At 59.8% G+C, this 12,193-nt stretch carries 8 protein-coding genes and 2 pseudogenes; 4 read left to right on the top strand and 6 right to left on the bottom strand.

Annotated elements, in window-relative coordinates; genetic code table 11:
- Positions 1 to 262: 262 nt before the first annotated feature.
- A pseudogene (locus A5634_RS03380) lies at positions 263 to 520 on the bottom strand (integrase core domain-containing protein); the annotation flags it as partial.
- Between the two features lie 117 nt (positions 521 to 637).
- On the opposite strand from A5634_RS03380, the gene A5634_RS27980 reads away from it, so the two are divergent.
- From A5634_RS27980 to A5634_RS03365, 3 genes and pseudogenes are all read left to right on the top strand, one after another.
- Positions 638 to 1,198, top strand: a complete 561-nt coding sequence (locus A5634_RS27980) for an IS3 family transposase (protein ID WP_155769332.1) — start codon at positions 638 to 640, stop codon at positions 1,196 to 1,198.
- A 12-nt stretch (positions 1,199 to 1,210) separates the two neighbouring features.
- A complete protein-coding gene (locus A5634_RS27975; protein ID WP_155769331.1) occupies positions 1,211 to 1,807 on the top strand; it encodes an IS3 family transposase in 597 nt (198 codons plus the stop codon).
- Positions 1,808 to 2,024: 217 nt separating this feature from the next.
- Positions 2,025 to 3,175, top strand: a pseudogene (locus A5634_RS03365) (IS3 family transposase).
- A 360-nt stretch (positions 3,176 to 3,535) separates the two neighbouring features.
- Here A5634_RS03365 and A5634_RS03355 read toward each other — a convergent pair.
- Complete coding sequence (locus A5634_RS03355; RefSeq protein WP_253861465.1) at positions 3,536 to 3,997, bottom strand: GtrA family protein; 462 nt, start codon at positions 3,995 to 3,997, stop codon at positions 3,536 to 3,538.
- A 342-nt stretch (positions 3,998 to 4,339) separates the two neighbouring features.
- On the opposite strand from A5634_RS03355, the gene A5634_RS03350 reads away from it, so the two are divergent.
- On the top strand, positions 4,340 to 6,607 hold the full coding sequence (locus A5634_RS03350; protein ID WP_155769330.1) for a hypothetical protein: 2,268 nt from the start codon (positions 4,340 to 4,342) through the stop codon (positions 6,605 to 6,607).
- 133 nt (positions 6,608 to 6,740) lie between these two features.
- On the opposite strand, the gene A5634_RS03345 is transcribed toward A5634_RS03350, so the two are convergent.
- The 4 genes from A5634_RS03345 to A5634_RS03330 are packed head-to-tail and all read right to left on the bottom strand — an operon-like array spanning position 6,741 to position 11,336.
- Complete coding sequence (locus tag A5634_RS03345) at positions 6,741 to 7,601, bottom strand: class I SAM-dependent methyltransferase (protein ID WP_216638705.1); 861 nt, start codon at positions 7,599 to 7,601, stop codon at positions 6,741 to 6,743.
- Positions 7,602 to 7,642: 41 nt separating this feature from the next.
- Positions 7,643 to 9,637: an NAD-dependent epimerase/dehydratase family protein gene (locus A5634_RS03340; RefSeq protein WP_065142673.1), complete on the bottom strand. Its 1,995-nt coding sequence runs from the start codon at positions 9,635 to 9,637 to the stop codon at positions 7,643 to 7,645.
- A 2-nt stretch (positions 9,638 to 9,639) separates the two neighbouring features.
- Positions 9,640 to 10,551 carry a transketolase gene (locus A5634_RS03335; RefSeq protein WP_065142672.1) on the bottom strand — a complete coding sequence of 304 codons (912 nt, stop codon included), beginning with the start codon at positions 10,549 to 10,551 and terminating at the stop codon, positions 9,640 to 9,642.
- Complete coding sequence (locus A5634_RS03330) at positions 10,551 to 11,336, bottom strand: transketolase (RefSeq protein WP_065142677.1); 786 nt, start codon at positions 11,334 to 11,336, stop codon at positions 10,551 to 10,553. The genes A5634_RS03335 and A5634_RS03330 overlap by 1 nt, the downstream gene beginning before the upstream one ends.
- Between the last annotated feature and the right edge of the window lie 857 nt (positions 11,337 to 12,193).

Genomic DNA, 12,193 nt, shown 5'->3' with positions numbered 1-12,193 from the left:
CATCAGACGGCGACGCCCAGCAAGCCGGAACGGAGGTCGCCTGAAACACCCCGATCCACAGGTCTTGACAATTCCTCGAATCGCAATCTGGCACGAGTTGTGACCCTCATGTCTCGAGCCGCCCAACTCAATGCTTACGTTATTCCTATGGATTCGGGTCATCCCCGCGCGGGTTCTTACGGTCGGAAGTATGCGTCTGGGGGTTAGCTTCCCTCATGATTGAAGGACCCTAGTGAGGGGGACCCGTTTGATGGTCCAGTCGCTATGCGGCTTGCGGTTGGTGGGTCGTGGTCCACTGTAGGGCGAACTCGGCTGGGGTGAGCCCGCGGTGGGCGGAGTGAGGCCGGTTAGCGTTGTAGTCGATCCTCCAATCTTCGATGATGACTTGGGCTTCTCGCAGCGAGTCGAAGCGCCAGGAGTTGAGCAACTCGTCGCGCAGTCGGCCGTTGAACGACTCGATCCAGCCGTTCTGCCAGGGGGCTCCGGGATCGATGAATAGCGAGCCGGTGCTGTTGTGGCGAGTCCCCACTATTGAGTCCGCCCGATCTGTACCCGTGTCGTAGGTCCAGCCGATCTGTACCCGTGTCGTAGGTCCAGAGTTATGGGAGTTGGGGGCACAGTGATCTGAGGAGGTCACATGCCCCGGATGTATCCGCCGACGGTGCGCCGGCAAATAGCGCAACGGCTTGGATCGGGTGAATCGGTCGTCACCATCGCGGCCGAGACAGGGATTGCGCAGTCGACATTGTTCCGGTGGAAGCACCAGGCGCTCATCGATGCGGGAGTCATTGACGGCATTGCCAGCGTGGAGGCCGATGAGCTCTCGGCAGCGCATCGACGCATCGCGCAACTCGAGGCAGAGCTGGCGTTGACGCGGGATGCGTGTGAGTTGTTCAACGCCGGGGTGGTGGTGCCCCCAAAACGCCGCCGCGCGATCGCTGAAGGGCTGATCGCGCAAGGGTATTCAGCCCGATCCGCTTGTCGCATAGCAGGTTTAGCCCGATCCAACCTGCAGTATCATCGGCGCCGGGCGGTGCCTGATCGCGAAATCCGCCGATTAATCGTGGCCGATACGATCACCAAGATTCACCAAGGCTCGCGTGGCACCTATGGCGGTCGTCGGATGCGGGCGGCCCTGCTCGATGACTACGAGATGAATGTGAACCTGAAGCTGGTGCGCGCAATCATGGTCGAGTAGGGCATCAGCGGGATGCCCCATCCACGCCGGCGAATCCCCAACCTGATCCGGCTGCATACCCCCGCCGACCTGGTCAACCGCCAGTTCACCGCCGAACAGCCCAACGAACTGTGGTGCACCGACATCACCGAGCACCCCGCCCGCGACGGCAAGGTCTATTGCTGCGCCATCATGGACTGCTTCTCCAGGATGATCGTGGCACGCACCTTCTCGACAATCGCGGACACCGTGTTGGTCAACAACGCTGTCAACATGGCAGCCAACACCCGAAAACGTTCCGGCGCAACGGTATTACACGCGGATCACGGCTCACAGTTCACCTCGTGGAGCTTCGGGGAAAATTTGCGCCGGTGGGGCCTTCTAGCCTCGTTCGGTACCGTCGGCGACTGCTACGATAACGCCGCCATGGAGTCGTTCTGGGCCCGCATGCAAGTCGAATTACTCGACACCCGACGGTGGTCAACCACCATCGAACTGGCCGCCGCTATGGCCGACTACATCGACAACTTCTACAACGTCGAACGTCGCCACAGCTATCTCGGTAACATCAGCCCCGCAGCATACGAAACGCTGTGGACAACCACCCGTTACGCCTCCCAACTCGCGTAACCATGGCTCCAATCGGCGGGGACAGATCAGCTGGACCACTACGACGGGCTCACCTCACTAGGTTTTGTTCCTAGTTGGCGAGGGCCCGGGTTGGCTGACTCGCAGCGTGTAAGGTGAACCGCCCTGGTTCTGCCGGAGACTCTGATATACCCCGGGTTGTTGTCCGAGTCGGTTTGCTTGACTTTTGGTCACGACGTCCGTCGAAGGAGCCGTGTCCGTGCCCAAGCGTTATCCCGAGGGATTCCGTCGCAAGGTGCTTGATCTGGTGGGTGCAGGCCGCCCCATCGCACAAGTCGCTGCCGATCTGGGCATCAGTGACCAGACGATCTACGGGTGGCGCAAACAGGAACTGATCGACACCGGCCTCCTACCCGGCCACAATCGCGCCGAGCAAGCCGAGCTGACCGCAGCCAACAAACGCATCCGCGAGCTCGAGACTGAGGTGGCGATCCTGAAAAGGGCTCGTGAGCTGCTGCGGGAGCCGCCCGACCCAAAAGGCGGTACGCGGTCATAGCGACCATGGCCGCAGAAGGACTGCCCGTGCAAACTGCCTGCCGGCTGCTGTCGGTATCCGAGTCGGGGTACTGAGAATGGCGACGGCGCCCACCGTCGGCGCGAGCGGTGCGCCACGCATGGCTGACCGAACAGATCCAGGCCGTACACACTGCTTCCCACGGCACCTACGGCGTCATCCGGGTGCATGCCGAACTCACCCTCGGTCTGGGACTTCAGGTGGGCCACAACCAGCTGGAGCTGCTGATGGCACGTGCTGGCATCAAGGGGCTACCGGGCAACCGGCGTCCCCGGTCACGTCACGAGATACCGACGGCGACCGATCTGGTGGAGCGGATGTTCACCCGGGAGGTCCCAAATCGATTGTGGGTCAACGATATCACCGAACACCGCACCTACGGAGGCAAGCTGTACTGCGCGGTCGTACTCGATACCTTCTTCCGCCCTGTGGTCGGCTGGTCGATCGATTCGAGTCAGACCGCCGCCCTGGTCACCAACGCGCTGAGCATGGCGATCGCCAACCGCGACCCACAGGTCGGTGTGATCGTTCACTCCGACCACGGAGTGCAATTCACCTCCTGGGCTTTCACCGACCGCGCTAAACGCGCGGGCCTGGTGCCGTCGATGGGATCCATCGGCGATTGCTACGGCAACGCGATGATCGAATCCTTCTGGGGCAGAATGCAAACCGGACTGCTCAACCGCAAGCGATGGAGGACCCGCATCGAGTTGGCCAACGCCATCTTCGAATACTTGGAGATCTTCCACAACCGCCAACGGCGTCACTCCGCCCTCGGCATGCGCACACCGATAGAGTTCGAACTGCTACATCAATCCACCCAGCCCGTGGCCTGAAACCAAGTACGGCGACACCGCCAAACCCGGGGTACATCACCGCTCCTTCTGTGACAAAGATGGCGTGTATGGCCAAGCATTACCCAGTCGAGCAGCGGGAGCGTGCGGTGAAGATGACGCCCGACCATCTCGGTAGGTATCGGTCGGCGTATGCCGCCTGCCAGTCGATCGGCCGAAGCTCAGTGTGGGCGCCGATCGCTGCGTCGGTGGATGTTACAGGCCCAGGTCGATGTGGCTCAGCGCCCGGATGTCACGACTGCCGAGCAACAGCGAATCCGGAAGCTCGAGTGGGAGAGCCGGGATCACAAGGAGGCCAACGAAATTCTGAATGATGCCTCGATTTTCTCTGGCGGCTCGCGTCTAGGTGGGTGATGTTCCATTCTTGGTATCGGTGGCACCACGCCGGAACGAGAAGTGTCGGTGGCCGAAGTAGCTCATCAGCGTGGTAAATGCGATGACAATCGCTTGCGCCGGGATACGGTGCAGGCCAAGCTCAACAAGGAGAGGCAGGGCGACTACGTTGATTGCTAGCGCGGTGAAGTAAACGCTCCAGAAGCGGATGAGGTCACGCAGCACGTGGCCGCGGACGCGGAACACAAACCGCCTATGCATCACGAAGGCGAACAACACGGTCAGCGGATGCGAGATCCCGACAGTGACTAGCGATCCGGCGACCGCGCCTAACCGGTGGTCGACGAAGTGGCCCATGCTCACCGAGCAAGCGATAAACAACCCGAACCCAACGACCGTGTTGATTCCTCCGACCAACAGAAATGCCACGCGCTGGTCATGCACGAGTCGGATCAGCGGCCCCGGTGGCATCGATTCGGACGGTAGATTAGATTCACTCATCCGAAACTTTCGTGTATGGCCGTCTTATACCTGTCATCGCAAACCAGGTTATGACCTCGTCCAGTACTGCGTCGGAAGATCGCGTTTGAGCATGATATCCAGCTAGGCCCACCGGATGTGCGGCGCCACGTCGCACGCATCGATGACCGCACTCGGCCCATATGGAAGGTTCCAGCTGGAAAATCGTCCAATGGGCTAGAAGGTTTGGTAGCTTCAGTTTCTAGCTCCGTGCATCGCGAACGAGCCCAAGGGGGGCAATCTCGTGTTGGCCGCGTGCCAGATGTCAGGGCGCACCCGGACGGTGCGTAGACGGTGACCGACACTTCCCGAGCACTGTGTTCAACGAGTTCAGAAGTGGGGCCCGCCAGCCCGGAACGTCGGCTTAAACCTGTTGAAATCGTTGCCGTCCAATCCTTGTCTTCGGCGACCACCTTTGTCGCCCTTGCCTCCATAGTGGTAGTGCTCAACGGCGGCCCGTCAAAAAAGCTCGACACGTTGCTGTGGGTTATCGCGTTCGCTTTTGCCCTTCCCATCGGCACGTTTCTCGGCGCCCGTAAGTGCCGCAGACTGGCCGCAATCCCGCAGCCGACCGTTCGCTGGTCACTCGCGTTAGGCACCTTGCTACTTTCGACCGGGTTCGTCTTGCTCCGGTTGTTTAACACGGGCATTGTGCAGGTCACCGCGGTGGGGATGGTGGCGCTGGCGGCGTGGGGGATCACCGAGCTTGCCGCTCGCCGTCCGGAGGTGTTCCGCCTGCTTGAAGAGCGGCCGGTCTATGCACCCTTTGTCCTTGGCGCGAGTGCGACAGTGATTATGATCCTTTTGTTCCTCGTGGTCCCTGGCTCGTTAGTTGTGTTCTCCGCCAGCCCTTTTCGGACTCTCGCGTTGGTCGTGGCCGGACTCACGGCCGTTGTCACGCTGGCCTCGGCCGCGCTCGCGGCGGTGCTCTTCTTTCACCGGCGGGCGCCGCGTGCTTGGCGCCGTCGCATCTTCGACGTGGGCGTCTGTGTCGTGCTGACGTTAGTCGTTTTCCAAGTAAAGTTGCCTCCCCCGCCCGAAATCTTCGTCCACCACCACGACTTCTACCTTGGGCCGGTGAACGATATGGCGCACGGGCGTATGATGCTTATCGATGTCTGGGCGCAATACGGTGTCGGTGCCTACTACGCGCTGCTTGCAGCCCTGAGCGTTCTTCCGCTTAACCATGGCGGACTCGTTTTGTTTCTGAGCACCGTAATGGCTGCGCAGTATGTCCTTGTTTACGTGACGTTACGCACTGCCATCCGGTCCCATGCCCTAGTGATCTCAGCGATGCTAGCGGCTGTCATGGCTAATATCTTTGCCTCAATTGGTTCGTACGTGGTGTACCCCAGCGTAGGGCCCCTGCGCTTCGGTCTCCCGTACCTCGTCATTGCCGCTGCGGTCGCCGCTGCGCGCTGGCCGCAACACGCGCGGACGGTGCGGTTGGGACAACTTGTGGTCATCGCAATCGCCGCGGTGTGGAGCTTCGAGACGTTTGTGTACACAGGCGTAACGTGGTTCGCGCTGGCGGCTCTGCTGGCGTTCGGGCGGACGCGGGCGGGACGTTGGGTGTTCGTGCGAGAACTGGCTACGGCTGCCACGGTCTCGCTGGGGGCCGTGCTCGCGCTGAGCGTTGGTACCCGCGTGGCGTCCGGCACATGGCCGGACTGGGGCGGCTACTTTGCCTATATCCGGCTGTACTCGGTAGGCGAGTTCGGTACGCTGCCCCTCGACTTGTGGTCACCCGGCCTGTTGATGGCGGCCGTGATCTTCCTGTCTGCAGTCGGGCTCGTGTCGGTGGCACGCGACGAGCGCGCCCGAATTTCTGGACCCGTTCTCGCCGGGCTTGCCGGGTTCACCGGCTTCGCCGCGTCTACCTTCACATACTTCCTAGGCCGTTCGCATCCGAATAATCTCTTGAACCTGCTTGTGCCCGTGTGCGCGCTGGGCTGCCTATGGGCGAGCATATTTCTGGGGCCACTGGACCGTGGCCACCGTGCTCGGCGAGTGGTGCCACTCGCATTGGTACTAATTGTCTTCGCGTCGTTGACTGCCTATGGATTACCGTCCGCGATGCAGAAATGGCACAACACGGCCTTCGCCCACGCGGTGCCGTTCGCAGACGGGCATCTGCCCGGCCACGGCGGGTTGTCGCTCCGCACCTCACTACAAGATCTCTGGGCGGGAAGGACTTTTGATGACAGCATCGTCGACAACGGCGCTATGATGCTGCAACGTTATGACCCTGGTGACGGCGCGGCACTGGTCGTGGTCCCGCAGACCACAGAGATTCTTCTGAAGGTGCGCCGGGTGAATCTGCTCCCGATCAGCAATCCAGAGGAAGACACTCTGGTCCTCGCGCGTGAATGGCCGCGGATCGCCGCGGCCATCGACGCGGTGCCAGCCGGTACGATCCTCCTGACGTCAACACTCGTGCCGCAAACCGGCCCGCCCATACTGCAGCGCGCACTTGAGGAGCTACGGATTCGGTTCGACTTCGAGGTCCTGGACAGCTCTCCGAATGGCTTGCAGGTCGTCCGCGTTCACCCACGCTCGTAGCCGCCAAGCGGACGTTCAAGTCGCAAGCAAGCTAACGCGCTTAGGACTAATCGCCTACAGGTTTAACAACGGCGTTCGTAGGCTTCGGCGACTCGTCGGTACAGCGGTTGGCTGCCGTGTTCGTTAATTCGAGCTAGGCAGACTTCACTCCGCTCGTCATGCTGTTGCCCACATTAAATCCAAGTTTCACACCATCGAGATGAACGACCTCGGCAGCTCTGGCAACTGTTCGTTTTACTGGGCCGGGCGCGGGCACTAACCGCCACCAGTAGCGGAACGCGTAACGGTTGACGAACCGTTCGACACGGATATCGCGGTAGCCAGTAGTCTCGAAGAGGGTCCGGATGCTCGTGGCCGAGAAAAGCTGCATGTGCTCGATGTCGATAATCGGCGAGCGTTTCCCAAGCATGCGGTTCAGCCGTCCTTGGTAGTCGTGCGTCACCGTGACGAAAGCTCCACCCGGGCGAAGCAACCGAAACGCTGCAAGCGCGATGACTTTCGGGTCCAGTACATGCTCCATAGTCATAAAGCAGCAGATTAGGTCGAACGACCCGGGAGCGAAGTCCTGCTCCTGGAAGACACCCTTACGAATCCAAGGCTGGCGATGAAGGGGGGCTGCGCAGATGGCGGCAGCGGACGGTTCCACGCCGACCAGTTCGGTAAATCCTTGTAGCCTGAGGTGCTCTAGAAGGACTCCTGTGCCGGCACCGATCTCAAGCACTGATTCGCGTCGTGGGAGTGCCATCAAAGTCGACCGCATAGCGTGTATGTACGCAATAGCCGCGTCGTCGGCTTCTTCTGCGCTGTCATAATCAGCGACATGATAGGCGCGCGCCAGTTCGTCCTGGCTGGGCGGGTCGTCGGCATAAACCAAGTCACATTGCAGACAGCGCACCAGGTTGAGATTCATGTACTCTGGCGTTTTGCGTGAAGCGTAGCTGAATCCGTCCAAGCGGGTGGTGTCGATGTTGGCTCGTAGGAACGATTCTGCCATGAGCGAGTCAGCTTCACAGATTGGGCAAGATCGCTTGGAGCTCATCGAGGTTTCTCTCTAGCAGTCAGCTGCTGCATTGCCTTGCCATCCGGCAGCAACTCTGTTTGCTCCCCGTTGCGGATTAGCGAAGATCGGATCAGGCGGGGGCGTTCCTTTACCTCGGTCATAATTTTTGATACGTATTCTCCGACAAGACCGATTGCAAACAGATTCATGGAACCGAAGATGAGCATCACGAGCAACACGGTCGTGATACCTCGAGGTGCGATGGCTGGTACAAAGACCCGCAACAGGAAGACGACTAGTGCCGCCAGCAACGATACGCCTAGGGAGATGATTCCCGTATTGGTCAGCATGGTCAGTGGCGCGTTGCTGAACGAAAAGATCGCCTTCTTAGCCCAGTCAACGTTCTTCATGAAGCTGTTCGTCGAGCGTCCGAACATTCGCTCGGGGCGAATGTAATCGACACCGGTTTGCCTGAAGCCCACGTATGCGCGCAATCCGCGCATGAACAAATCGCGCTCTGGACAATTAAGCAACCATCTGACCACGCGTCGGTCCATCAATGAGAAGTCGCCTGCGTCCAGCGGTATATTTACGTAGCTGTAGCGTGCGAACAATCGATAAAACAGCTTGTACTCCAAGCCCCGGTGCCACGGCATAGCGCGCTTGATCCGCCTCCCGTACACGACGTCGTAGCCTTGTTCCCAGCTGGAGTAGAACTCGGGAATGAGTTCGGGTGGGTCTTGGAGATCACCGTCGAGCAAAATGACGCCGTCCATCGTCGCCAGCTCCATGCCGCTGCGGAACGCCATCTGCGAACCGAAGTTTCGCGAGTGCGTGATTCCAATTACGTGTGGATCCTTCCGGCTGATTTCGCGGATCACCTCGGCGCTATCGTCCGGGCTTCCGTCGTTTACGAAGATCACTTCGTAGTCGACGTCGAGCCGAGCGAACGTTTCGGACAACCGTTTGTACATCACAGGTATCGCCTCGGCGTCTTTGTAACAGGCAATCACTGCCGACAAACTGCGCCGGCGACCGCCAGCTCCTTTTTTGGTCGCTCGCGCCATCTGCTGATCGGTGAGAGTGGCGACCCACCTCGACATCGACTCCAGGCCATCCTTGAGAGCGGTCTGCGCACTCCAGCCGATCTCGCGCTGCGCCTTACTAGGGTCGGAATACCAGTCGGCCATGTCCCAAGCTCGCCCCGCCATCGTGTCGAATTGCGGTTCGGCGTCTAGGTGAAACGTTTCGCACGTGACGTCGACGAGCTCGCCAATCGTGGTCTTGATTCCCGTGCCGATGTTTAAATTTTCACCGTGAAGTCCCGGGTGCATGCGTACCGCAGCTGAAACAAAGGCTTCGCATACGTCGTCGATGTAAACGAAGTCGCGTGAAGTGCGCGGATCAACCAAGGGCGGCAGCGCCCCTCGCAACGCTTCTCGAAGCAGCGTTGGGAGGAGACGCGAAGTGTCCTCGAGCGGGCCATATACCGAGTACAGGCGGAGATTAACCGCCGGAAAACCTCGCTGTTTACCCATGTAGTGGAGATAATTAGCGATCGCCACTTTGGATACAGCGTATGGGCTGTTGGGTTCGCAGAGGCTGTCTTCGGCGGGTGCTGAGCAATTGGTGCCGTATTCGGAAGAACTGCCCGCGCTGACGAAGGCGGTGAAAGGCCGGGACGCCAAATGGTCGACCAAGTTGACAGCGGATTGAAAATTGGTTTGGTAGATAAGGGTCGCGTCTTCCTCGAATGAGTATGCACCGTAGGCGGCGCAGTGAAAGACCGTCTGCGGCGAAGAGCTATCCACTAAGTGCCTTGTCAGCACGTAGTCGTTTAGGTCTACCTCAATAGTTTGCTCGTCCGGTACGTCGCGGAGTCTCCACCCTTTCTCGCCGTGGATGACCGCGTATACGTCGTCACGAACCTCGTATAGCTTTCTGAACAGATTCGCCCCGACAAAGCCCGAGGCGCCGGTCACCAGGATCGGCCCCTTTAGAGCGCGGATGTTCGATTCGAGTAGATCCATTCTCAGACGCTCGCCAGCACAGATAGCATCGTTGGCTGGTCGAGCCCGGACTGCGCTCGCATAAACTGCTGGGAGCCGTAGCGACCATAACTGTGGGCACGGGCACACAAGTGTGCGAAAGCTTTCGGCGGGCAACCGCGTTCGCTCAGATTCAGAAGAAGTTGCGATGCAAAAGATCCCTGCCGCACGTGTTCTTCGACGACGATGAGCCTGGATGAAGAGTCAATCTTCATGAGCAAAGTTTCTGGAATCGGATTCTGTTCGATGGGCAATTCGCCAACGACCCACAGGCTCGGGCGCTGCCCAGCCGGCATGGCCTCGAAGCACGCGATATAGGTGCCGGCGACTGGACCGACGCCAATCACGACCGGCCCGTGTCCTGTTGTCAATTCACGCCATGGCTGGTATGGAGGAATGATCCATCCTGCTGGCGGTTCGCCGAGACCTATGCGTAGATAGGCGGGGCCATCGCACGAACCTGCGCTGGAAACGATCGCCTCCACGTCTTCGTTGAACGCCGGGACCAACGCCGTAATGTCCGGCAGCGTGAGCAGCGTGCCGTAGTCGTCGATGGAGTGATGCGTCGGCCCCATCACCCCGTAGCCGTAGCCGCCACCGTTTCCGATCAACTTCACGGGGAGATGGTGGAAACAGATGTCGTTGCGGATCTGCTCGAACGGTCGCGCGTACATGAAGGGGGCGATGCTGTAGACCCACACTTCTAATTCCTGAGCGGCCAACGCTGCGGCGACGGTGATCATGTTTTGTTCGGCAACGCCAGCATTGATGAACCGGTCGCCCATTGCGTGTTGTAGCGGCTCGAGAGCATTGAATCCGAGATCACCGGTGAGAAAGACCATGTCCTTCTCTCTAACTGACCGATCGACTAACGCGTCACACAGCTGTTTCCTCATTAGCTACCGATCTCGTCGATCGCCTGCTGGTACAGCTCTGCGGTCAAAGGAAGATAGTGCCATTTCATCTCGTTTTCCATAAAGCTCACACCGCGGCCCTTAATTGTGCGGAGAACAACCAATTTCAACCGTTCACCCGGGGCTGAAATCGCGCTGCGTATCGCGTCCGCATCGTGCCCATCGACGACATCGACGTCAATGTCGAAGCCCCGCAACCGCTGCCACAACGGGGACATACTAGCGATGTCAGTAGTCGACCCGAATCCCTGCAGCCCGTTGTGATCAACCAGGATCGTGAGATTGTTCAGTTGGTGGTGTGACGCGAAGATCAGACCTTCCCACGTCGAACCTTCTTGCCACTCACCGTCGGAGGTCAAACACACCACGCGCGCACTGGTTCCCTTAAGCCGAAAGGCCAACGCGGTCCCCGCGGCAAGGGACAGCCCGTGCCCCAAACTGCCAGTAGCGAACCCGATGTCGGGGATTCCTGCCGCCGGCGGATGTCCGGCCAGCAGTGTGTCGTCCCGGTGAAATGTTTCGAGGTCCCGATCGTCAAGCCGGCCGAGACTCCACAGTGTCGTGTAAAGTGCACCCGCCGAATGGCCTTTGGACAAGAAGAACCGGTCCTCATCGCGCAGATACTCATGAAATACGACCATCATGGCGTCAAGAGATGAGAGGTTGCCCCCGATGTGGCCGACACCGCTTTCGAAGTGCATTCTTAGGAGTCGTTGGCGCGCAACGCGAAAATCGTTTGCAGCGAGCGCTGAAGCGCTGGTCTTCATCATCGTCCACCAGCTTGATACGTTGATGGCCACGGCGGCAGGCAGTGCGTCGCCCACGGTATCGCTCTGACCAACTCGCGGATAAACTGGCGGCGCGGCGGCGTGGCGATCGGCAACAGTATCCCGTGTCGCAACCCAGATGCCGCCAAGGACAGCGTTGTTCTACGGACCCCCGTCATATGCGGGAATATTACCCTGATGAAAAAGGTAACGGTCCGGATTCCGAGGGATTGAGTTTTCGGCGTCCGACGAGTGGAGCGATCAGAGTCGGCAGTGTGCTGCCGTACCGGGCTGGCCAAGTAGGAGGATGCAAACGATCGTGGCGCTGGGAGGGGCACGCCAGGTGCCAACCATGCGTCGGTGATCACGGAGGACAGCGATCCGGTGAGAAATACTCGCTCTTCCGAACCGCGTGGATCCCGAGTACGTAGCGCCGGGATCGGTACAGGAAAGCCAGGTACTGGCGGAGCGCCATAGCGTGGAGCTGAACGGCAGCGCGAGCCTCACCATGACTCGGGCAATACGTCGCTTGAGTGCAAGCACGCAACGGCCCTCGCTCCTTGCGGGTCATAGCGGATAACGTCAACAGGGCCTTACAGACGAAGAACTGTGAAACGAACGGCCCTTTTGGTGCGTATGCACTACAGAGCTCAGGGGAGTTTGGCCGAACTATTTGTGGGAAACGCCTCGGCCCTCGGCGGAAGCTCGTATCCTCGTCCCGACAGATCATCACAAGCTGATGGGGGATATTCGTCGCGCCGAAAAGGGCGTGCTACGGGGTCGATCAGGGAGGGTGGCGGGTCGCGTGGCGGGTCAGCCGGGGAAGCGGATTTGCATCGTAGGTGGTGCGGGTCATG

The organism is Mycobacterium asiaticum (assembly GCF_001673365.1).
In the GTDB taxonomy this organism is placed as follows: domain Bacteria; phylum Actinomycetota; class Actinomycetes; order Mycobacteriales; family Mycobacteriaceae; genus Mycobacterium; species Mycobacterium asiaticum_A.
The sequence above is the reverse complement of the archived record's forward strand: the minus strand, read 5'-3'. Positions and strand labels throughout refer to the sequence as shown.

Excerpts from the sequence above, each read along its gene's own strand:
- A5634_RS27980 (WP_155769332.1), top strand. The coding sequence starts at position 638 with ATGCCCCGGATGTATCCGCCGACGGTGCGCCGGCAAATAGCGCAACGG.
- A5634_RS27975 (WP_155769331.1), top strand. The coding sequence starts at position 1,211 with ATGCCCCATCCACGCCGGCGAATCCCCAACCTGATCCGGCTGCATACC.
- A5634_RS03355 (WP_253861465.1), bottom strand. The coding sequence starts at position 3,997 with ATGCCACCGGGGCCGCTGATCCGACTCGTGCATGACCAGCGCGTGGCA.
- A5634_RS03345 (WP_216638705.1), bottom strand. The coding sequence starts at position 7,601 with ATGGCAGAATCGTTCCTACGAGCCAACATCGACACCACCCGCTTGGAC.
- A5634_RS03340 (WP_065142673.1), bottom strand. The coding sequence starts at position 9,637 with ATGGATCTACTCGAATCGAACATCCGCGCTCTAAAGGGGCCGATCCTG.
- A5634_RS03335 (WP_065142672.1), bottom strand. The coding sequence starts at position 10,551 with ATGAGGAAACAGCTGTGTGACGCGTTAGTCGATCGGTCAGTTAGAGAG.
- A5634_RS03330 (WP_065142677.1), bottom strand. The coding sequence starts at position 11,336 with ATGAAGACCAGCGCTTCAGCGCTCGCTGCAAACGATTTTCGCGTTGCG.